Here is a 22,177-nt window from a genome sequence, read left to right as displayed (position 1 = left end):
GAATCCGCCGCGGGCGTCAAGTGCGAATTTTGCGAAGCGATCCGAAAAATCCAAACAACGACAACCACTTACCACTCTTCCCACCGCCTGCGACGTTGCTCGTCACCGGCAGCGGATGCGTACTTTAAGGGCTGCAGACCAAGGACGCAACCCTCCGCGTCAAAAAAATATAGCTCAGGTTTCTGGCAGCAGCCATGACGGGGATCAATTTTCTCATGACATGGCTGCTACGCCCGTGCTCGCGCCTCTCAGATGACGAACAGATCGACGAAACGATGCACCGGCATGGCTTCCAGCGCCCCCTGCTCCTTGCACAGTGAAATGATTCGCTCGCAGCGGCCGGCCGGGAAACGCGTCGCCAAGTTGCGGCGAAACTTCTCTTCCAGGATGGGGATGCCCTCGGCCCGGCGGCGGCGATGGCCGATGGGGTATTCGACTTCGATGCACTCCGTGGCAGTGCCATCGCTGAAGAAGACCTGGATGGCATTGGCGATGGAGCGTTTGTCGGCAGCCAGATAGTCCTGGGTATAGCGAGGCTCCTCGCTGACCTCCATCTTGCCCCGCAGCGTATCGATCAGCGAGTGCTGACGATGAAAGTCATCCTCGTAGTGTTCGGCGGTCAGATCGCCGAAGATCAACGGCACGGCTACCATGTACTGCAAGCAGTGGTCACGGTCCGCCGGGTTGGCTAGCTCGCCCTCCTTGGAGATGATGCGGATCGCCGATTCATGGGTGGTGATGACGATACGCTCGATCTCCTCGAGGCGGTCCTTGACCTGGGGATGTAAGCGCACTGCAGCCTCACACGCCGTCTGGGCATGGAACTCTGCCGGGAAGGCGATCTTGAACAGGATATTTTCCATCACGTAGGTGCCGAACTCGCGCTGGAAGCGAAACTTCCTCTCCCCTTCCGGTTTGATCGCCTGATCCTTGTTGGTCTTCGAGAAGAGCACGTCATAGAAACCCCACTGGGGTGCGCTGAGCACCCCGGGTATGCCCATCTCGCCACGCAGGGCAATATCGGCCAGACGCACGCCACGCGAAGTAGCATCGCCCGCGGCCCAGCTCTTGCGCGAGCCGGCATTGGGCGCATGGCGGTAGGTACGCAGACTCTGACCGTCGGCCCAGGCGTGCGATAGAGCCGACAGCAGCTGCTCCCGATTCGCCCCCATCAGGTAGGCGGCTACTGCCGTGGATGCCACCTTGACCAGTACCACATGATCCAGGCCAACTCGGTTGAAGGAGTTTTCGAGCGCCAGCACGCCCTGGATCTCGTGAGCCTTGATCATGGCCTCGAGCACGTCACGCATGATCAGCGGTGCCTCGCCCTGGGCAACTCGCTTCTGCGAGAGGTGATCCGCCACGGCGAGAATGGCACCCAGGTTGTCGGAGGGGTGCCCCCACTCGGCGGCAAGCCAGGTGTCGTTGTAGTCGAGCCAGCGCACGATGCAGCCGGTGTCCCAGGCGGCCTTGACGGGATCCAGGCGGAAGGAGGTGCCCGGCACTCGGGCGCCATGGGGCACGACGGTGCCTTCGACCAGCGGCCCCAGGTGCTTGGTGCATTCCGGGAAGCGCAGCGCCAGCAGGCCACAGCCCAGGGTATCGATGAGACAGTTGCGTGCGGTATCCAGCGCCTCGTCGCTCTCGACCCGATAGTCGAGAACGTAGTCGGCGATCATCTGCAGTTCAGGTTCGTAATCGGGACGGACGTTGCGTTCGACGGTGGCGCTCATGCTCCCTCCTGTCGCAGGCTCGATGTCGTCTCCACTTACTATAGAAAACGCTATATGAAACGCCCCGAGCCATGCGACTCGGGGCGAGTTGACGATCCCGCCGCTCTGCTAGAAGGCATCACCAGGGATGCGAACTTGCCCTTCCATCAGGACCCGCGCGCTACGGCTCATCACCGCCTTGGTCGCCGTCCACTGTCCTGCAACCTGCGAGGCCTGTGCGCCGACTCGCAGCGTGCCGGAGGGATGCCCGAAGTGCACCGCGTTGCGCTCGCCACCGCCCGCCGCCAGGTTGACCAGGGTGCCGGGCACCGCCGCCGCCGTGGCGATGGCCACCGCCGCCGTGCCCATCATGGCGTGGTGCAGCTTGCCCATGGAGAGCGCGCGCACCACGAGATCGATGTCGCCTGCCTTGATCGCCTTGCCGCTGGAAGCGACGTAATCGGCCGGCGGCGCGACGAAGGCGACCTTGGGCGTGTGCTGCCGTTCGGCCGCCTCGCTGACCTCCTTGATCAGCCCCATGCGCACGGCGGCGTGGGCACGAATCGACTCGAACATCGCCAGCGCCCGGGTATCGCCGTTGATCGCCTCCTGCAGCTCGGTGCCGCTATAGCCGATCGCTCCGGCGTTGACGAACACCGTCGGAATGCCGGCATTGATCATGGTGGCTTCGAGAGTGCCCACTCCCGGCACTTCCAGCTCGTCGACCAGGTTACCGGTAGGGAACATGGCACCTTCGCCGTCGGCCGGATCCATGAACTCGACCGCCACCTCGGCGGCCGGGAAGGTCACGCCGTCGAGTTCGAAGTCGCCGGTCTCCTGCACCTCGCCGTTGGTGATCGGAACACGCGAGACGATGGTCTTGCCGATGTTGGCCTGCCAGATCCGTACCGTGGCGATACCGTTCTCGGGAATTCGCTCGGGGTCCACCAGGCCGTTGCTGATGGCGAAGGGGCCGACGGCGGCGGAGAGGTTGCCGCAGTTGCCGCTCCAGTCGACGAAGGGCTTGTCGATGGAGACCTGACCGAACAGGTAGTCGACGTCGTGATCTGGGCTTTCGCTCTTCGACAGGATCACCGTCTTGCTGGTGCTGGAGGTGGCCCCACCCATGCCGTCGATCTGCTTCTGGTACGGGTCGGGGCTGCCGATGACGCGTAGCAGCAAGGCATCACGGGCCGGACCGGGCCGGCGTGCCGCCTCGGGCAAATCCTCCAGACGAAAGAAGACGCCCTTGCTGGTACCGCCACGCATGTAGGTGGCGGGAATCTTGATTTGAGGAACGTGGGCCATGGCGCTCGCTTCCTGAAATGACGGAGAACCCCGGCGATGTCCGCCGGGGCGTTCACGCGATGTGTGGATCAGGCCACCGCTTCGGACTCGAGGAAGTCCTGGGCGAAGCGCTGCAGCACGCCACCGGCGGAGTAGACCGTGACCTCCTCGGCGGTATCCAGACGGCAGATCACCGGCACCCGCTCGACTTCACCGGACTTGCGGTGAATGACCAGCTCGAGCGTTGCCCGGGGAGCCGGCTTGCCTTCCACATCGTAGGTCTCGGTGCCGTCGAGCTTGAGCGTATGCCGCGTGGTGCCCTCCTGGAACTGCAGCGGCATCACACCCATGCCTACCAGGTTGGTGCGGTGAATGCGCTCGAAGCCCTCGGCGACGATCGCCTCCACTCCGGCCAATGCCACGCCCTTGGCCGCCCAGTCGCGGGAGCTGCCCTGGCCGTAGTCGGCTCCGGCAATGACGATCAGCGGCTGGCCGCGCTCCATGTAGGTCTCGATGGCTTCCCACATGCGCGTCACCTTGCCTTCCGGCTCGATGCGCGCCAGCGAGCCCTGGATCACTTCGCCCTTGTCGTCCCGCACCATCTCGTTGAACAGCTTGGGGTTGGCCAGCGTGGCCCGTTGGGCGGTGAGATGGTCGCCACGGTGGGTGGCGTAGGAGTTGAAGTCCTCCTCCGGCAGGCCCATCTTGGCCAGGTACTCGCCCGCCGCACTGTCCAACAGGATGGCGTTGGAGGGCGACAGGTGGTCGGTGGTGATGTTGTCCGGCAGGATCGCCAGCGGGCGCATGCCCTTCAGCGCACGCTCACGCGCCATGTTGCCTTCCCAATAGGGCGGCCGGCGAATGTAGGTGCTCTGCGGGCGCCAGTCGTAAAGCGGGCTCTTGGCCTGCTCCACCTCGTCGAGGTTGAACATCGGGATATAGACCTGCTTGAACTGCTCGGGCTTGACGTGCTTACCGACGATGGCGTCGATCTCCTCGTCGGAGGGCCACAGCTCCTTGAGCGTGACCGGCTTGCCGTCCTTGTCATAGCCCAGCGCGTCCTTCTCGATGTCGAAGCGAACGGTACCGGCGATGGCGTAGGCCACCACCAGCGGCGGCGAGGCCAGGAAGGCTTGCTTGGCGTAGGGGTGGATGCGCCCGTCGAAGTTGCGGTTGCCGGACAGCACCGCAGTGGCATACAGATCGCGGTCGATGATCTCCTGCTGGATCTCCGGGCGCAGCGCGCCGGACATGCCGTTACAGGTGGTGCAGGCGTAGGCGACGATGCCGAAGCCGAGCTTTTCGAGCTCCGGCAGCAGGCCAGCCTCCTCCAGATAGAGACGGGCGACCTTGGAGCCAGGGGCAAAAGACGATTTCACCCACGGCTTGCGCACGAGACCCAGCTCGTTGGCCTTCTTGGCCACCAGCCCCGCCGCCACCACGTTGCGCGGGTTGGAGGTGTTGGTGCAGCTGGTGATGGCGGCGATAATCACCGCGCCGTCGGGCATCCTGCCGGCTTTTTCCTCCGCCAGCGCCAGCTCCAGGTTGGCGGCGATGCCGCGCTCGGCCAGCGCCGAGGTCGGCAGGCGACGATGGGGGTTGGAGGGGCCTGCCATGTTGCGCTCGACGGTGGAGAGGTCGAACGTCAGCACGCGTTCGTACTCGGCGTTCTTCAGGCTGTCGCCCCACAGCCCCACGGTCTTGGCGTAGTTCTCGACCAGCGCCACCTGCTCCGGCTCGCGGCCGGTGATGGTCAGGTAGTCGAGGGTCTGCTGGTCGATGTAGAACATCGCCGCGGTGGCGCCATACTCCGGCGTCATGTTGGAGATGGTGGCGCGGTCGCCGATGGTCAGGCTATCGGCACCTTCACCGAAGAACTCCAGATAGGCGCCTACTACCCGCTCCTGGCGCAGAAACTCGGTGATCGCCAGCACGATGTCGGTGGCGGTGATGCCGGGCTGGCGCTTGCCGGTCAGCTCCACGCCGATAATGTCGGGCAGGCGCATCATCGAGGGGCGGCCGAGCATCACGGTTTCCGCCTCCAGACCGCCCACGCCGATGGCAATGACCCCCAGGCAGTCGATGTGCGGAGTATGGCTGTCGGTGCCCACACAGGTGTCGGGGTAGGCGACACCATCGCGAGCCTGGATCACCGGCGACATCTTCTCCAGGTTGATCTGGTGCATGATGCCGTTGCCGGCAGGGATCACGTCGACGTTCTTGAACGCGGTGCGGGTCCAGTCGATGAAGTGGAAGCGGTCCTCGTTGCGGCGATCCTCGATGGCGCGGTTCTTGTCGAAGGCATCGGGGTCGTCGCCGCCGCACTCCACGGCCAGGGAGTGGTCGACGATCAGTTGGGTCGGCACCACCGGGTTGACCTTGGCCGGGTCGCCGCCCTTCTCGGCGATGGCATCGCGCAGGCCGGCCAGATCGACCAGCGCCGTCTGGCCGAGGATGTCATGGCACACCACTCGCGCCGGATACCAGGGGAAATCCAGGTCGCGCTTGCGTTCGATCAGCTGCTTGAGCGCGTCAGTGAGCAGCTCCGGCTCGCAGCGGCGCACCAGCTGCTCGGCCAGTACGCGAGAGGTATAAGGAAGGGTGTCGTAGGCACCGGGCTGGATCTCCTCGACGGCCTCACGCACGTCGAAGTAGTCCAGCTCGGTGCCGGGAAGCGATTTGCGGTATTGAGTATTCATGAGTCGACGGTCTTCGCGTGGTGTTGGATCGGGCGAGGGAGAGAGACGGCCCGCAGGCCGCCTCGTGCGGACGCTGGCTCAGTCACGCTCCTCGATCGGTACCCACTGGCTCTTCTCCGGGCCGACGTAGTCGGCGCTGGGGCGAATGATGCGGTTGTTGGCGCGCTGCTCGAAGACATGGGCACACCAGCCGGTGACGCGCGAACAGACGAAGATCGGCGTGAACAGCTTGGTGGGGATGTCCATGAAGTGATAGGCGCTGGCGTGGAAGAAGTCGGCGTTGCAGAACAGCTTCTTCTCGCGCCACATGACGTCCTCGACCCGCACGGAGACGGGATAGAGCACGGTGTCGCCGACGTCCTGGGCCAGCCGTTCGGACCACTCCTTGATGATGGCGTTGCGCGGATCGGACTCGCGATAGATCGCATGCCCGAAGCCCATGATCTTCTCCTTGCGCTCGAGCATCCCCATGATCTCGCGCTCGGCCTCTTCCGGCGACTTCCAGTTCTCGATCATGTCCATCGCCGCCTCGTTGGCACCGCCATGTAGCGGGCCGCGCAGCGAGCCGATGGCGCCGGTCACGCAGGAGTGCATGTCGGAGAGCGTCGAGGCGCAGACGCGCGCCGTAAAGGTTGAGGCGTTGAACTCGTGCTCGGCATAGAGAATGAGCGAGACGTTCATCACCCGGGCATGCAGCTCGGAGGGCGCTTCGTCACGCAGCAAGTGCAGGAAGTGAGCGCCTACGGACTCGTCGTCGGTCTCGGTCTCGATGCGCACGCCGTCATGGCTGAAGCGATACCAGTAGCAGATGATCGAAGGCAGCACCGCCAGCAGGCGGTCGGAAACGTCCTGTTGCTCGTCGAAGCTCTCCTCGGTCTCGAGGTTGCCGAGCATGGAGGCACCGGTACGCATCACGTCCATGGGGTGGGCGCTGGCCGGGATCTGCTCGAGCACGGTCTTGAGTGCCTGGGGCAGGCCACGCAGCCCCTTGAGCTTGGTCACGTAGGCATCGAGTTCGGCCTGATTGGGCAGCTTGCCCTTGAGCAGCAGGTAGGCGACCTCTTCGAAGCGCGCCTTCTCGGCCAGTTCCTTGATGTCAAAGCCGCGGTAGGTCAGGCCGGAGCCGGTCTGGCCTACGGTACACAGGGCCGTACTACCGGCGCTCTGGCCGCGCAGACCGGCACCGCCGATGGGTTTGTCTGACATGTCGTGTCTCCTTGCTATGGCGTTTTATTGTCGGCGTAGCGGGTCGGACTCAGTTGTCCGTTCCCTTCTCGGCAAGCTGGTTTTCAGCAAACAGCGCATCGAGCTTCTGCTCGAAGGCGTGATAGTTGAGGAAGTCGTAGAGCTCGTCGCGGGTCTGCATCAGCTCGACCACATCCCGCTGATGGCCCTTGTCATGAATGCTCTGATAGACCTTCAACGCCGCCGCGTTCATGGCGCGGAAGGCCGATAGCGGATAGAGCACCATACGACAGCCAACCTCGCCGAGCTCCTGCTGGGTGAACAGCGGCGTGGCGCCGAACTCGGTGATGTTGGCCAGGATCGGCGCATCGACCCGCTCGCAGAAGGCGCGATAGTCGTCGAGGGTGTGCACCGCTTCGGCGAAGATGGCGTCGGCGCCGGCCTCGATGCAGGCATTGGCGCGATCGATGGCGGCATCGAGCCCCTCTTTCTGGAAGGCATCGGTACGTGCGATCAGGTAGAAGTCTGGGTCGATGCGAGCATCGGCGGCGGCCTTGATACGGTCGACCATCTCCTGCTTGGAGACGATCTCCTTGTTGGGACGATGCCCGCAGCGCTTCTGCGCCACCTGGTCCTCGAGGTGCACGGCAGCCACGCCGGCGCGCTGCATCTCCTTGACGGTGCGGGAGATATTGAAGGCGCCGCCCCAGCCGGTATCGATGTCCACCAGCAGCGGCAGGTCGGTGGCGCCGCAGATCCGGTGTGCGTCCTGCACCACATCGTTCATGCTGGTCATGCCCAAGTCGGGCAACCCGAAGGAAGCGTTGGCCACCCCACCGCCGGAAAGGTAGATGGCCTGATGCCCCACGCGCTCGGCCATCATTGCGGTATAGGCATTGATGGTACCGACGATGGGCAGCGGGCGGTTAGCCTCGAGAGCGGCGCGAAAGCGAGCGCCGGGGGTGGGTCGTGTCATGACGTAATTCCTCTTGGTATTCGGACGGGCTTCAAACGGTTTCTTCGGCCTGCTGCTGCTTGAGAGTGGCGGCATAACGGTCGGCCACGTTGGCCCGCGAAGCGCTGACATGGCGCCGCATCAGCAGCTCGGCCAGTTCGGCGTCGCCGGCTTCGATGGCATCGACGATGCGATGGTGCTCGACGAAGGCCCGCTGTGGCCGAGTACCGCTGGCGCTGAACTGGGTACGGTAGAGCCGCACCAGGTAGTAGAGGTCGTCGCACAGCATGGTCATCAGCATGCGGTTGTGGCTGCCCTGGACGATGCGATAATGGAAGTCGAGATCGCCTTCGCGCTGATAGTAGGCTTCGCCACTCTTGAGATCGGCCTGACGTTCGTGCAGCGCCAGCACCTCGCGCAGCCCGGCGATCTCCTCGCGGGTCATGTTTTGGGCGGCCAGGCGGGCGGCCATGCTCTCCAGCGCCTCGCGCACGTCGAACAGCTCGAGCAGCTCCTTCATCGAGAGCTTGACCACCCGGGCACCGACATGGGGCACTCGTTCGATCAGGCGGTGGGCCTCGAGGCGGCGCATCGCCTCGCGCAGCGGGCCGCGGGAGATGCCGTAGGTCTTCGACAGACCCGGCTCGGTGATCTTGCTGCCCGGCGCCAGCTCGCCGCGGACGATGGCATCCTGCAGCTGATGGAAGACCCGCTCGGCCAGGGTGCGGACTTCAGGGGATGTTTGCTCTGGAGCGACTGAGTTCATGGCAATTGTCGACAATTAAGGAGTGAAGAAACTTTAGACACTGCTCTGGCACGGGTCAACCTTCCACAAGCCGCCATTTCGTACGCCTTTGGTTGTAGACAATGAGAAGCTGCGAAGCTACGGTGTCGACAATCGTCACAGCGTTGACGACAAGTCGTTAACAGGCCAACGACTTTCACGACAAAAGGCTCGCCACCCCCTAGAATGAGTCGCCTGTTCCGAAAGGCCCCCCTGATGACTGCAAGACTCGAGATAACACCGCTGCCCTATGGCGAGGATCCGCTTGCCTATTTCCAGGCGCTGCGCCAGCGCCCCGGGGCCGTCCTGCTCGACAGCGGCAAGCCTGCCGCACCGGGCGGTCGCTACGACATCATCAGCAGCGACCCCGTGTCGGTGCTCACCGTCGACGGCAAGGGGGTCATCCGCATCGACGGCGAGGTGCAGCACGGCCGTGACCCATTCATGGCCCAGCAAACCCTGCTGGAGAGCCTGGCTCTCGAGGTGCCATCCAACGATCTACCCTTTCTCGGTGGCCTGATCGGCTACTGGGGCTACGACCTGGGCCGCTCTCTAGAGCCGGTGGGCAACTCGGCCCAGGAAAGCGTCTGCCTGCCTGCCAGCCGTACGGGGCTCTACGACTGGGCGCTGATACAGGATCATCAGCGGCAGGAGAGCTGGCTGGTGGCGACGGCCGAGCGGCGCTTGCAGGTGATGGAGTGGCTGCGTGGCAGCGCCGACCCCACCTCGGCCTTCGGACTGCTCGCCCCTTTCACAGGCGAGATGGACCGCGACGGCTATGCCAGACGGTTTGCTGCGGTGCAGGACTACATTCGGGCCGGTGACTGCTACCAGATCAACCTGGCCCAGCGCTTCAGCGCACCGTACAGCGGCGATCTCTGGGACGCCTACCTGCGCCTGCGCCTGGCCACACCCACACCGTTTGCCGGCTTCATGGCCTGGCCTTCAGAGCGAGGTGAGCAGGCCATCCTGTCCCTCTCTCCCGAGCGCTTCCTGCTGTGCGAATCGGACGGCCACGTCGAGACACGCCCGATCAAGGGCACTCGCCCCCGAGGCGGCACGCCCGATGAGGATTGGCAGCTCGCCATGGAGCTGATCTCGAGTCTCAAGGATCGCGCCGAGAACGTGATGATCGTCGATCTGCTGCGCAACGACCTGGGGCGCGTGTGCCAGCCGGGTAGCGTACGGGTACCGCAGCTCTGCGGGCTGGAGAGCTACGCCAACGTGCACCATCTGGTCAGCATCGTGTGCGGCAGACTGGCGACGGGGAAGCGTTCGCTGGACCTGTTGGCGGCCGCCTTTCCCGGCGGCTCTATCACCGGCGCACCCAAGGTGCGAGCGATGCAGATCATCGACGAACTGGAGCCGAGCCGCAGAAGCGTGTACTGCGGCAGCCTGGGCTTCGTCGACGTGCGCGGCAACATGGACACCTCGATTGCCATCCGCACCGCCGTGGCCGACGGGGAGCACATCCATCTTTGGGGCGGCGGCGGGCTGGTGGCCGACTCCAACGTCGAGGCCGAATACGCCGAGACCCTGGACAAAATCCGCCACCTCATGCAAGCGTTGGCCCAGCCAAAGCACCAAGAGGAATAAGAAGAGCCCTTTAATCTTTCATTTGGCTATATTTATCCAATGAAACGATATTGGGGCCCTGTCAGCCGCCTTTGGTAGGGTATGGCCCAAACACGGTCAACGACTCTGGAGCCATCATGGCAACACTCGATGCGATCAATCAGGAACTGGGCAATGATCCCGATGGGCTTATTCGCTGGGCTCTGACGCAGGGCCAGCGCCCTATCGTCACCACCAATTTCCGCCCCTTCGAAGCGGTCATCCTGCATATGGTGACACAACAGCGGCCCGACATTCCGGTGGTCTGGATGGATCACGGCTACAACACAGAGGCGACCTATCGCTTCGCCGACGCGCTGGTCAAGCGGCTCGACCTCAATCTGATCAGCTACATCCCGCAGCGCACCCGCGCTCATCGTGAAGCGGTGGATGGCCCCATGCCGGGCATCGACGATCCGCGCCACGAGGCGTTCACGCGAGAGGTCAAGCTGGAGCCGTTCGAGCGGGCGCTACGCGAAATGGCCCCGGACGTGTGGTTCACCGCGCTGCGCGCCGAGGACACCCCCGAACGCGCCCGCATGCAGCCTGTCAGCAAGAACGCCGATGGGCTACTCAAGGTCTCTCCTTTGCTGCACTGGAGCGCCAAGGAGCTCTACCAGTACCTGCAGCAGCACGACCTGCCCAACGAGTTCGATTATTTCGATCCCACCAAGGTGGAAGCGAAGCGGGAGTGCGGGCTGCATCTGCAGCACTGACTTTCACCCGCACCCAGTAAAAAGCGGGCCGCGCGATGCGCGGCCCGCTTTTTTCTAGCGCATCGGCAGCTCGATGTCGTCGAACAGCTCCGCCTCATGGCGCGGCCCCGCAGCAAGTGCCGCATCGACCAGATCGCGGTCGAGATGGCCGGCAAAGCCCTTGACGAAATCGTACATGTAGCCGCGCATGAAGGTGCCCCGGCGAATGCCGATCTTGGTGACCGAACTTTCGAACAAGTGGCCCGCCTCGAGGGCAACGAGATCCTCGTCGAGGGTTTCGTCATACGCCATGTGAGCGACGATGCCGACGCCCAGGCCGAGCCGCACGTAGGTCTTGATCACGTCGGCATCGGCGGCGGTGAGTACCACGTTGGGGGTGAGCCCCCTGGCACGGAAGGCATCGTCGAGCTGGGAGCGCCCGGTGAAGCCGAACACGTAGGTCACGAGCGCCTGCTCGGCCAGACGCTCGAGGGTCAGCTCGCCCTCGGCCAGCGGATGACCACGCGGCACCAGGACACAGCGGTTCCAGCGGTAACAGGGTAGCAGCACCAGATCGGCGAACAGCTCGAGCGACTCGGTGCAGATGGCGAAATCGGCCATGCCATCGCTGACCATCTGGGCAATCTGCTTGGGCGTGCCCTGCTGCATGTGCAGGGCGACATCAGGGTATTTGCGGGTGAATTCGCCGATCACCGGCGGCAAGGCGTAGCGGGCCTGAGTGTGCGTGGTGGCGATCGAGAGGCTGCCGCGCCGCTCGTCGCTGTGCTCCTGGGCCACCTGCTTGATGTTGTCGGTCAGCCGCAGCACTTGCCCGGCCAGCTCGACGATGGATTCCCCCGCAGGCGTGACGCGGGTGAGATGCTTGCCGCTGCGGGCGAAGATCTCGACGCCCAGCTCGTCTTCCAGCAGCCGAATCTGCTTGGAGATACCGGGCTGGGACGTATACAGGCTCTGGGCCGTTGCCGACACGTTGAGGTTGTGCCGGGTAACTTCCCACACATAGCGAAGCTGCTGCAGTTTCATGGTCGACACGACTCCCTGACGCCCGGCAAAAGATGCATTGGTGATTAGACATTACTGCCTAATCACCAAATAGCATAACGTCAAAAGCGCCTTCCGACCATGAGAGCGACGCGGCTTGCCACTAGCGTCAGGGGCCGCTGGTCGGCTTTCCGAAATAGTCGCTGACCGGCTTGTCCACCGGCTTGTCGAGTCGCTCGGCGAACGCCTTGAGGCCATCCACCAGCGGCGCCACCGCACGCCACAGCTCATCGTCGTTGAGCATGCGGTAAACGCCACTGACACCGGGAGCATCGCCCCCCTCCTGCACCGGTCGATGCTGGCCGATACATTCGAGCGCCTCCTTGACGGCGAAGGTCACCCGATAGAAACGCTCCGGTGGAACCTCCGACAGCATCATGCCGAGAATCGCCAGGTTCTGAATGGCGTTGAGAGTGGACTCCTTACCCAGCCCATCCACCACCACGCTGGCGATGCTGGTGTTGGCACCGACCACGTCATTGGCCAGGCGCAACACGCCATGCTCGTGGAGCGTCTGCAGCAGCTGTGCCAGCTCTTCATGGGCATCGGGGCCGATTTTGGGCGGCGTCACGTCGTGCGAAATTCGTTCGGCCATCACATTTTCCTCGGGTTGGACTGCTGGGCGGGCGGCGGCGTGTAGTCTCCCCGCATCCACTTCACTTCGACCTCGACGCCCTGCTTCGGCGTAGGCCGGCCATAGCGGTAGTTGTGAGCAGGCAAAGGCGGAGCGCCGCGCTTGTCGAGCACCTCGAGCTTCACTGCGGTTTCCTTGTAGGCCGGGGTCTGCACGTCTGGGTCATTGTGCTCACCGGTGAGCAGATTGACCCCCGTCTTGCCGAAATGAATCGGCATGAACAACGTTTTGCCGCGCACCCGGTCGGTGATGACCGCGGGGAACTCGATGCTGTCGCGGCGCGAAGTTATCCGTACCCAGGTGCCCTCCTCGATGCCGCGCTCGGCGGCAAGCTCCGGGCTGACCTCGACGAAACCGTGCGGAAGCTGCTGCCGGATCCCTTCGCTGCGCCCCGTCTGATTGGTGCCCTGGAACTGCTCGCGCAGCCGGCCGTTGTCCAGCAGCAGGTCGTACTCGTCGTCGGGCGCCTCTTCGGGCGGCTGCCACTCCAGCGGGTGCAGATTGGCCTTGCCGTCCTCGTTGGCGAAGCCGTCGGTGTAGAGCAGCGGCGAGTCGGTGCCGTCCGCCGCAACCGGCCATAGCTGGGACTTCCAGCCCTCGAGCCGCGCATAGCTGACCCCGGCGAACATCGGCGCGATGCGGGCGCACTCCGCCATGATCTCGGAGGGATGGGTGTAGCCCCAGTCGTGTCCCATGCGAGCAGCGAGATCGGTCAGGATACGCCAGTCGGGACGGCTGTCGCCCAGCGGTTCCAGCACCTGGTAGGAGCGCTGGATGCGACGCTCGGTGTTGACGTAGGTGCCCTCCTGCTCGACGCTGGGACAGGCAGGCAGCACCACATCGGCGTACTCAGCGGTACGGCTGAGAAATACGTCCTGCACCACCATGAACTCGAGCTTCTCGAAGCCGGAGAGCACGTTGTGGGTATTGGAGTCGGAAAAGGCCGTCTCCTCGCCGACGATATACATCGCCTTGATCTCGCCCTCGTCGGCTGCCTGTACCATCAGGAAATTGCCATAGCCGGCTTCAGCTGAAAGCTCTTCCGGCGAGATGCCCCACCCTTCGGCCCAGCGCTTTCTCGCTTCTTCGTCCTCTACGTGCTCGTAGCCAGGATAGCGGTCACGCAGGCAGCCGAAGTCGCTCGCCCCCTGCACGTTGTTGTGGCCGCGCATGGGGTAGCCGCCGGTACCCGGCTTGCCGTAGTTGCCGGTGACCAGCAGCAGGTTGGAGAGTGCCGTGCTGGCGTCCGATCCACGGCTGTGCTGGGTGATGCCCATGGCCCACAGCAGACAGACGCTCTGCGCCCGGCCGATGGTCTCGGCGGCCTCGGCCAGATCCTGACGCGCGATGCCCGTCTCGGCCTCGGCGAACTCCAGGGTGAAAGGCGCGAGGGACTGGCGATACTCCTCTACGCCGTTGACCCAGCGTGCGAGGAACTCGCGATCGGCCAGATCGTGATCGAACATGTAGCGCGACAGCGCCGAGGCCCAGATCAGATCGGTGCCGGAGTTCGGCCGCAGGAACAGGTCCGCCCGTTCGGCCATCTCGTGCTTGCGCGGGTCGATCACAATCAGCTTCTGCCCGCGCAGCTTCTGTGCCGCCTTGATGCGGGCGGCGATCACCGGATGGTTCTCGGCGGTATTGCTGCCGACGATCACCACCACCTCGGCCTGCTCAATGTCCTCGATGGTGCCGGCATCACCGCCGTAGCCGACGGTACGGAACAGCCCCTTGGTGGCCGGGTTCTGGCAGTAGCGCGAGGAGTTGTCGACGTTGTTGGTGCCGATGATGCGACGGGCGATCTTCTGCACCAGGTAGGCCTGCTCGTTGGTGCCCTTGCTCGAGCCGATGAAGCCCAGGCTGTCCGGGCCGTGGGCCTCGCGCACCTCGAGCAGACGGCGCGCCACCAGGTCCAGAGCCTCGTCCCAGCTCGCTTCGCGAAAGCGGCCGTTGTCGCGTATCAGCGGCATGGTCAGGCGCTGCTCACTGTTGACGAAGTCCCAGGCGAACTTGCCCTTGATGCAGGTGGAGATGCCGTTGGCCGGCGCCTCGGCTACCGGTTGCACTTTGAGGATGTGGCGGTCGCGGGTCCACATCTCGAAGGAGCAGCCGACGCCGCAATAGGTGCACACCGTCTTGGTGCGCTTGATCTCGGGCTGGCGCATGTGCATGTCGATTTCCGAAAGCCCCGAGACCGGCACTGCCCCCGTTGTCGTCTCGAGCTTCTTGATGATCTCGATCATCGGCCGCTTGAGCGACCAAGGCATGGCAGTGAACGGACCCGCCTTGCCGTCCATGCTGTTCTCCATCAGCGCATTGCACGGACAGACGGTGACGCAGTGGCCGCAGTGCACGCAGCTGGAGTCGTTGATCTGCTCGCCACCATCCCACAGCACACGCGGGTTCTCGCTGGAAAAGTCGATGGAGAGCGTCTCGTTTACCTCGACGTTCTGGCACGCCTCCACGCAGCGGCCGCAGAGGATGCACTGGTCGGGATCGTAGGTATAGAAAGGGCTCGAGGTGTCCTTCTCGTGAGGTTTGCGCTGAAACTCGTAGCGCTGAATGGGGATCTGCATATCCACCATGGTGTTGTGCAGCGTGCAGTCGCCGTTGTTGTTCTCGCACACGGTGCAGTAGAGCTCGTGCTTGGCTAGCAGGCGATCCATGCCCTCTTCCCGGGCGGCCCGGGCCCGCTGGCTGCCGAGGCTCAGCGACAGGCCCTCAGTGCTCTTCAGCGTGCAACCGCGCTTGAGCTCGCCGTCGACCTCGACCCAGCAGGCATCACAGGTTTCCAGAGCACCCAGCGAAGGGTGGTAGCAGACGTGCGGAAGATCGACGCCTCGCTCCTTAAGAAAATCGATAAGCGGCTGATCGGCCCGACCGCTGAGTAACTGCCCATCCAACACGACCGTACAGCGTGTCGTCATGTCCCGGCATCTCCCTGTCGAGGCCCGGCGACGAGCTGCCATTGCTTCACGATGCGACGAGATCGGCCATCCACATGGCGCTCGGAGCCAAGCCATGTCCATATACCTTCTGCTCCGTGCTATGCACGTTAGTCAATGGCACTTGGCTTGTCTAAACTGTCGAAAGGTGGCTCAACGAAAAACCGCTTCTCGATCAGATAGCTATCGAACAGGCAGACAACAATCGGCACACAGCGGCAACGAGAGCTCACCAAAACGAGATGTCCCGCAACAACGACCCGCCAGGCTGTGAAGGTGGGTGAGTCAGCGTCAGCGATGGGAGCTCAGGAAGAGCGCTTGCATGGGCATTTGCCAGAGACACGACTGCCCGCTACCATCTGCCGACCGGACGTGCCCAATGCATGTCACCCGATTCGCTCGATGTAGCGCAACGTAACTGGAGAATCACATGGCCAATAACGTCGATGTCACCAATGCCAACTTCGAGCAGGAAGTCCTGAAGGCTGAGCAAACCGTACTGCTGAAGTTCTGGGCCCCCTGGTGCGGCCCGTGCAAGGTCATGGCTCCGGTGATCGACGAGGTTGCCGAAGAGCGAGTCGACAACCTCAAGGTGGTCAGCATCAACGTCGACGACGCCCCGGAGATCGCCGCCGAGCAGGGCGTGCGCGGCGTTCCTACCGTGATGCTGTTCAAGTCGGGCTCCAAGGTCGCCTCGCTGGTCGGCGCTCAGTCCAAGTCTCAGCTGGTGCAGTTCATCGACCAGAACGCCTGATCCCTGTAGGTATCACCGCTCGTCTCGCCCCGGCTCCTGCCGGGGCGATTTCGTCATGAGCGAGGGCTGACTCGCCTCGTCCCCGGGTGCGCTCACCACTTCCACCGTAGCGACACGATCGGTCATGGGCCGCTTGCCCGGCCCCAGCATGTAGGCCATCCAGCGGGTCTGGGGATGACTGTCCAGGGCGATCTTGAGCGTCATGGTCAGCACCACCGAGAGCAGCATGCCGACCACCCCCAACATCCAGCCCCACACCACCAGCGAGAGAAAGGCCACGAAGGTCGACAGACCCAAGGCACGCCCCATCAACCGCGGCTCGACCAGGTTGCCCAGCACGAAGTTGATGCCCAGGTAGGCCATGGCCAGGCCGAAGGCCTCGGCCAGGCCGCCCTCCTGAGACAGCAGCAACAGCAGAACCGGTGGGACCGCGGCTATGGCAGAACCGATATTGGGGATGTAGTTGAGAGCAAAGGCCAGCACGCCCCACAGCAGCGGGAAGTCCACACCGGCCAGCAGGCAGGCCAACCAGGCCATCACTCCCGTGAGCAGACTGACGAAGGTCTTGACCGCCAGATAGCGCTTGAGGGTTTCGCTGAACTCCTGAAAGCGGCGCAAGCTGGCTTCCGGGTCGTCAAGGGCGAAAGCCACCTTGCGGCGAAAATTGAGGGTCTCGAACATCATGAAGACCACCAACAGCGCCACCACCATGCTCTGCATCAGCAGGTTACCGAGCCCACCCAGCAGGAACGACAGCCAGCCCCCCTCATCTTCTCCTTCGACCAGGCCGGCAAGCGTATCCGGATTGATCGCCAGCCCCATGGCCGCGAGGCTGTCGAGCACGTTTAGGTAGTGTTCGTAAAGCCGCCTCTCGATGCCCGGCAGGGCTTCGATGAAAGTGCCGAAAGCGTTGACCACCAGCAGCCCCACCAGCGACAGGAAGCCGCCGATCACCAGCAGCGTGACCAGCACCGCCAGACGCGGACTCAGACCCAGCCGCTGCAGCCAGTTCACCGGCGACGTACAGATCACGGCGATGAACAGACCCAGCAGGATCGGAATGATCAGGTCGGCACCGGCGCGAATGCCGGCAACGATGATCACCAGCGCTGCCAGCGCCAGCGTGAGATTGAGCGGAAGCCCGTAGCGCACATTGTCGTCGCGGTGAAGCATGCCATCTATCCATGTGTGGCGTGTCCTGCTTATCATGACCCGTACCGGTCGGGTGCACAAACTTGCCGGCCTCGGCTCGGCCAACTACTCAACCTGCCCCCCTGATTAGTCATCATTGCCGTATGGAGGCTACTGATGTTCACGATGCGTTTACACTGTCTATTGCTGGGCAGCCTGCTGATGACAGCTCCGCTGATGACCACCGCTGCGCTAGCCGATGAGCCTCGCGGTCGGTTGGTCGCTCAGGCTGAGGCCCAACTCGATGTGGTTCCGGATCGCGCCACGCTCAGCGCCCGGTTGTGGGAGCGCACCCCGGCGGTGGCGCAACATGAGGAAGAGACCGACAGCCATGCACTGCGCGAGGCTCGGGATCGACTGGAGGAGCGAGCAGCAACCTTGATTCGCGCCTTGGAGGAGGCCGGGGTGGAACGTGACGACATCAGCGCCGGCTCGCTTGCGGTGCAACCGGAATATGTTTCTCCCCGACGCAGCGACGGTGATCAGGAGCTGCTGGTGCGCACTCGTCTCGAACGCCCTTTCCAGGTTCGGGTCGATGACCTGGAGCGACTGCCGCGACTGCTTGATGCGCTGACCGAGGCTGGCGTCAATGCCATGGATGGCATCACCTATGACCTCACCGATCGCGACGCCGCGACCGATGAAGCGCTGGTGATGGCGCTGGAAAAGGCAAGTCGCAAGGCCGAGCTGATGGCTCGCACCATGAACGTGACGCTAGGCTCGGTGGTAAATATCAGCGAGACGCGCTCTCCGATCTATGTGCCACGCATGATGGCAATGAGCGCCGACGCCCGTGAGAGCGCCGGACAGGTCGACTACAGCCCGGGGACTATCGTCATCGAGGCGGGTGTCAGCGTCAGCTGGGAGATCGAGAATTGAGGGTGGCAAGTCCGCCCAGATAGGGGCGCAGCGCCTCGGGCACGGTGATGGAGCCATCGGCGTTCTGATGGTTCTCCATCACCGCAATGAGGCAGCGTCCCACCGCCAGGCCCGAGCCGTTGAGGGTGTGCAGCAACTGCGGCTTCTTCTGCTCGGGATGACGGAAACGCGCCTGCATGCGTCGCGCCTGGAAATCCTCGCAGTTGGAGACCGAAGATATCTCGCGGTAGGTCTGCTGGCTCGGCAGCCACACTTCCAGGTCGTAGGTCTTGGCCGCACCGAAGCCCATGTCCCCGGTACACAGCGTGACGACCCGGTAAGGCAGCTCGAGCGCCTGCAGGATCGCCTCGGCGTGACCGCGCATCTCTTCGAGCGCCGCGTAGCTCGTCTCCGGTTCCACCAGTTGCACCATCTCGACCTTGTCGAACTGATGCTGGCGAATCATGCCGCGGGTGTCGCGACCATGGGAGCCCGCCTCGCTGCGAAAGCACGGCGTATGGGCGGTGAGCTTGAGCGGCAGCACCTTGTGGTCGAGGATCTCGTCGCGGGCGAAGTTGGTCAGCGGCACCTCGGCAGTGGGAATCAGATGATAGCTGCGCTCGTCATCCAGCCGGAACAGATCCTCGCCGAACTTGGGCAGCTGCCCGGTGCCGAACAGCGAGGCCTCGTTGACCATGTAGGGGACGTAGCACTCCTCGTAGCCGTGCTCGAGGGTCTGCTTGTCGAGCATGAACTGGGTCAGCGCCCGGTGCAGACGAGCGATCTGCCCGCGCATCACGGCGAAGCGTGAGCCGGTCAACTTGGCCGCCAGCTCGAAGTCCAGCTCGCCCTTGAGCCCGCCCAGGTCGACGTGATCGCGGACTTCGAAGTCGAACTCACGCGGCGTGCCCCAGCGGTGCAGCTCCACGTTGTCTTCCTCGCTCTCGCCTGCCGGCACGCTTTCGTGGGGCAGGTTGGGAATGCCGCTGACCAGGGCATCCCACTCCTCCTGAACTTCCGCCAGCTGTCGCTTGGCGGCATCGAGGCGGTCGCCGAGATCGCTCACCTCGTCGAGCAGCGGCTGGATGTCCTCGCCGGATGCCTTGGCCTTGCCGATCGCCTTGGAGCGGGTGTTGCGCTCGTTCTGCAGGGACTCGGTCTCGGTCTGCAAATCGCGACGCCGGGACTCCAGCGCCTCGAGCCGCTCGGTATCGAGGGTAAAGCCACGTTTGGCCAGTCGTTGAGCAACCGTATCGAGGTCGCTGCGCAGCAGTTTGGGATCGAGCATGGAATCCGGTCCGTAACAGTCGGTGAATCGGAAAATCGAGCCGTCCATTGTAGGCAAAAGGCCGGGAGGACGCCACGCGCCCGCCTTCCCCGTACGTCCGGATGGCCCTATCATCCTCTCCATGTCGCTTATCCATTCCCTTCGCCTAGCCGTCGCGCCTTACCCCCTGCCACTGCCGGGGTGGTCGGCGTGACCCCGCGCACCTGGCGCCTCGCCCTGCTGATGGGCTGCGGGCTGCTGGTGGCCGCCGGGCTCTGGGCGATATGGCAGTGGCAATATGCCCAGGCGGCGCGTGAGGCCGAGCGCCACGCCCAGACACGCCTGGCGCTCTATACCACCACCCTGCAAGGGGCTCTGGAGAGCTTCGCCTACCTGCCGGGACTGTTGGTTCGCCAGCCCCAGGTGCAAGCGGTGCTGCTCGACGAAGCGGGGATTTTCGATGCCCAGGTCAACGCTCACCTGGCCGAGGTGGCCGAGCGCTCCGGCGCCGAGGCGATCTTCCTGATGGATGCCGAGGGAGTGACCGTGGCGGCCAGCAACCACGCCAGCGCGGACAGCTTCCTCGGCCACCGCTACCCGTTCCGCCCCTACTTCCGCGACGCCATGGCAGCGGGCCAGGGCGAATTCTTCGCGATCGGCAGCACCACCAGCCGGCCGGGCTACTTCGTCTCCGCCGCCGTGACAGGAGGGACCGAGGGCGCCCCTTTGGGTGTGCTCGCCCTCAAGGTCTCTCTGGAGTCGCTGCAGGAGAGTTGGCGGCGCGCCGGCGAGAAGGTGTTGCTCTCCGACACCAACGGCGTAGTGATCCTCTCCAGCCGCCCGGAGTGGCGCTACCGCCGCCTCGGCGAACTCTCGCCCGATGCATTGACGGAAATCCGCGACCAGCGCCAGTTCCTCGACGAGCCGCTGCTTCCCTTGGGCGAGCGACTGGCCGACGGCTCCCTGCGTATCGGCGGCGACGACCTGGGTGAGCGCTTCCTCGATCTGAGCCTGCCCCAGGCCACTCTGGGCTGGACCATGCACTATCTGGCGCCGGTGCGCCCTCTCTACGCCAGTGCCCGCAACGCCCTGCTGGCCGCCGCCGGCGCCACTTTCGCCCTGCTGCTGCTAGGGCTCTGGCTGCGAGAACGGCAGAGGCGTCAACGCCTGCGCGACCGTGAGGCCAACATCATCCGCGAGGCCAACGAGCGCCTGGAGATCCGTGTGGCCGAGCGCACCCGGGAACTGGAAGCGACCCAGGCCGAACTGGTGCAGGCCGGCAAGCTGGCCGCCCTGGGCACCATGGCCGCCGGCATCGCCCACGAACTCAACCAGCCGCTGTCGGGCATCCGCACCTTCGCCGCCAACGGCGAGCGGCTGCTCGCCCGTGGCCGCCCGGAGGCCGCCGAATCCAACTTCCTGCGCATTCAGGCGCTGTGCGAACGCCAGGACGCGCTGATTCGCCAGCTCAAACTGTTCGCGCGTCGCGGCGACCGCCAGGAGCCGGTGGATCTGGCCGAGCGGCTCGACTTCGTGCTGGAGCTGCTCGATGAGCGTCTCACCGAGCAGGGGGTGAAGCTAGCACGCCCCGAGTCTCTGCGGTCACCACTGCGGGTAATGGGCGACCCGCTGCGCCTCGAGCAGTTGCTCACCAACCTGCTGCGCAACGCTCTCGACGCCCTGCGCGGCGTCACCGCACCGCGCCTGGAAATCAGCCTGCAGCGTGAAGGCGGGCAGGTGGTGCTCGGCGTGGCCGACAACGGACCGGGAATCGAGGAGGACGCCCTGTCGCGCCTCTTCGATCCCTTCTTCACCACCAAGGCGGTGGGCGACGGCCTGGGTCTGGGGCTGTTCATCTGCTTCGGCATCGTCCAGGACCTGGGCGGGAGCATCGCCGCCGCCAACCGACCCGAAGGCGGCGCCCTTTTCCGGGTGGCCCTGCCTGCCGCCCCCGCTGCCTCAGGAGAGCCCCATGGCGAGCGTTGACGAACTGCCGATCTGGCTGGTGGATGACGACCCCGACGTACGCGAGTCGCTCGGCCAGTGGCTCGAAGTATCGGACCTGGCGGTGCGCCCCTTCGCCGAAGCCACAGCAGCCCTGGCGGCGCTGGCCGCCGGCGACGCCTGTGGCGTGCTGGTCAGCGACGTGAAGATGCCTGGCATGGATGGCCTGGCACTGCTGGATGCAGTGCAGGGCCTCGAAGAACCGCCACCAGTCGTGCTGATCACCGGCCATGGCGATGTGCCCATGGCGGTAACTGCTATGCAGGCCGGCGCCTGGGACTTCGTCGAGAAGCCCTACTCCCCGGAGCGCCTCGAGGAGTGCGTGCGCCGCGCGCTCGAACGGCACCGTCTGGCCCTGGAGAATCGCCGCCTGCGCCACGCCCTGCGAGAGGGCGATCTGGCCGGCCGCCTGCTGGGGCGGGCGCCAGCCATGCTGCGCCTGCGCGACCAGCTTGCCAACCTGGCGCCGGTGCGTGCCAACGTGCTGGTGCACGGCGAGACCGGCAGCGGCAAGGAGGTGGCTCGCGATAT

At 64.4% G+C, this 22,177-nt stretch carries 17 protein-coding genes; 6 read left to right on the top strand and 11 right to left on the bottom strand.

The features are described from left to right. Positions 1–248 precede the first annotated feature (248 nt). The 6 genes from prpD to B8115_RS08775 all read right to left on the bottom strand — a co-directional run bounded on the left by prpD (position 249) and on the right by B8115_RS08775 (position 8,604). Positions 249–1,733, bottom strand: coding sequence for a 2-methylcitrate dehydratase (gene prpD, locus B8115_RS08800; protein ID WP_010627419.1), 1,485 nt, complete (start codon positions 1,731–1,733; stop codon positions 249–251). Positions 1,734–1,841: 108 nt separating this feature from the next. Further along, positions 1,842–3,020, bottom strand: a complete 1,179-nt coding sequence (prpF, locus tag B8115_RS08795; protein ID WP_010627418.1) for a 2-methylaconitate cis-trans isomerase PrpF — start codon at positions 3,018–3,020, stop codon at positions 1,842–1,844. Positions 3,021–3,088: 68 nt separating this feature from the next. Next, positions 3,089–5,698, bottom strand: a complete 2,610-nt coding sequence (acnD, locus tag B8115_RS08790; protein WP_010627417.1) for a Fe/S-dependent 2-methylisocitrate dehydratase AcnD — start codon at positions 5,696–5,698, stop codon at positions 3,089–3,091. Between the two features lie 78 nt (positions 5,699–5,776). Next, positions 5,777–6,904 carry a 2-methylcitrate synthase gene (gene prpC, locus B8115_RS08785; protein ID WP_010627416.1) on the bottom strand — a complete coding sequence of 376 codons (1,128 nt, stop codon included), beginning with the start codon at positions 6,902–6,904 and terminating at the stop codon, positions 5,777–5,779. Positions 6,905–6,953: 49 nt separating this feature from the next. After that, a complete protein-coding gene (gene prpB, locus B8115_RS08780) occupies positions 6,954–7,859 on the bottom strand; it encodes a methylisocitrate lyase (protein WP_010627415.1) in 906 nt (301 codons plus the stop codon). Between the two features lie 31 nt (positions 7,860–7,890). Then, positions 7,891–8,604, bottom strand: coding sequence for a GntR family transcriptional regulator (locus B8115_RS08775; RefSeq protein WP_010627414.1), 714 nt, complete (start codon positions 8,602–8,604; stop codon positions 7,891–7,893). Positions 8,605–8,838: 234 nt separating this feature from the next. Between B8115_RS08775 and pabB the strand changes: the two genes are divergently transcribed. After that, complete coding sequence (gene pabB, locus B8115_RS08770; RefSeq protein ID WP_035590583.1) at positions 8,839–10,218, top strand: aminodeoxychorismate synthase component I; 1,380 nt, start codon at positions 8,839–8,841, stop codon at positions 10,216–10,218. A 116-nt stretch (positions 10,219–10,334) separates the two neighbouring features. Then, positions 10,335–10,952, top strand: coding sequence for a phosphoadenosine phosphosulfate reductase family protein (locus tag B8115_RS08765; RefSeq protein ID WP_010627412.1), 618 nt, complete (start codon positions 10,335–10,337; stop codon positions 10,950–10,952). Positions 10,953–11,006: 54 nt separating this feature from the next. Here B8115_RS08765 and cysB read toward each other — a convergent pair whose 3' ends face one another. The 3 genes from cysB to fdhF form a co-directional block, all read right to left on the bottom strand. Next, positions 11,007–11,975, bottom strand: a complete 969-nt coding sequence (cysB, locus tag B8115_RS08760; protein WP_010627411.1) for an HTH-type transcriptional regulator CysB — start codon at positions 11,973–11,975, stop codon at positions 11,007–11,009. 127 nt (positions 11,976–12,102) lie between these two features. Beyond that, positions 12,103–12,588: a DUF1641 domain-containing protein gene (locus B8115_RS08755; protein ID WP_010627410.1), complete on the bottom strand. Its 486-nt coding sequence runs from the start codon at positions 12,586–12,588 to the stop codon at positions 12,103–12,105. Further along, positions 12,588–15,554 carry a formate dehydrogenase subunit alpha gene (gene fdhF / locus B8115_RS08750; RefSeq protein WP_010627409.1) on the bottom strand — a complete coding sequence of 989 codons (2,967 nt, stop codon included), beginning with the start codon at positions 15,552–15,554 and terminating at the stop codon, positions 12,588–12,590. Before fdhF ends, B8115_RS08755 begins: the two co-directional genes overlap by 1 nt. A gap of 448 nt (positions 15,555–16,002) precedes the next feature. Here fdhF and trxA point away from each other — a divergent pair, with 448 nt between their 5' ends. After that, positions 16,003–16,326, top strand: coding sequence for a thioredoxin (gene trxA, locus B8115_RS08745; protein ID WP_010627408.1), 324 nt, complete (start codon positions 16,003–16,005; stop codon positions 16,324–16,326). 12 nt (positions 16,327–16,338) lie between these two features. Here the strand turns inward: trxA and B8115_RS08740 are convergent, their stop codons facing one another. Next, positions 16,339–17,499, bottom strand: a complete 1,161-nt coding sequence (locus B8115_RS08740) for an AI-2E family transporter (protein ID WP_010627407.1) — start codon at positions 17,497–17,499, stop codon at positions 16,339–16,341. 135 nt (positions 17,500–17,634) lie between these two features. On the opposite strand from B8115_RS08740, the gene B8115_RS08735 reads away from it, so the two are divergent. Next, a complete protein-coding gene (locus B8115_RS08735) occupies positions 17,635–18,396 on the top strand; it encodes an SIMPL domain-containing protein (RefSeq protein WP_010627406.1) in 762 nt (253 codons plus the stop codon). Here the strand turns inward: B8115_RS08735 and serS are convergent. After that, positions 18,374–19,663, bottom strand: coding sequence for a serine--tRNA ligase (serS, locus tag B8115_RS08730; RefSeq protein WP_010627405.1), 1,290 nt, complete (start codon positions 19,661–19,663; stop codon positions 18,374–18,376). The genes B8115_RS08735 and serS overlap by 23 nt on opposite strands. Before the next feature lie 189 nt (positions 19,664–19,852). Between serS and B8115_RS08725 the strand changes: the two genes are divergently transcribed. Both B8115_RS08725 and B8115_RS08720 read left to right on the top strand, forming a co-directional pair. Further along, positions 19,853–21,628: an ATP-binding protein gene (locus tag B8115_RS08725; RefSeq protein WP_010627404.1), complete on the top strand. Its 1,776-nt coding sequence runs from the start codon at positions 19,853–19,855 to the stop codon at positions 21,626–21,628. Beyond that, on the top strand, positions 21,615–22,177 hold a 563-nt coding region (locus B8115_RS08720; protein ID WP_010627403.1), incomplete at its 3' end, for a response regulator. The genes B8115_RS08725 and B8115_RS08720, both read left to right, overlap by 14 nt.

This window comes from Halomonas sp. KM-1 (assembly GCF_000246875.1).
Lineage (GTDB): Bacteria > Pseudomonadota > Gammaproteobacteria > Pseudomonadales > Halomonadaceae > Halomonas > Halomonas aerodenitrificans.
The sequence above is the reverse complement of the archived record's forward strand: the minus strand, read 5'-3'. Positions and strand labels throughout refer to the sequence as shown.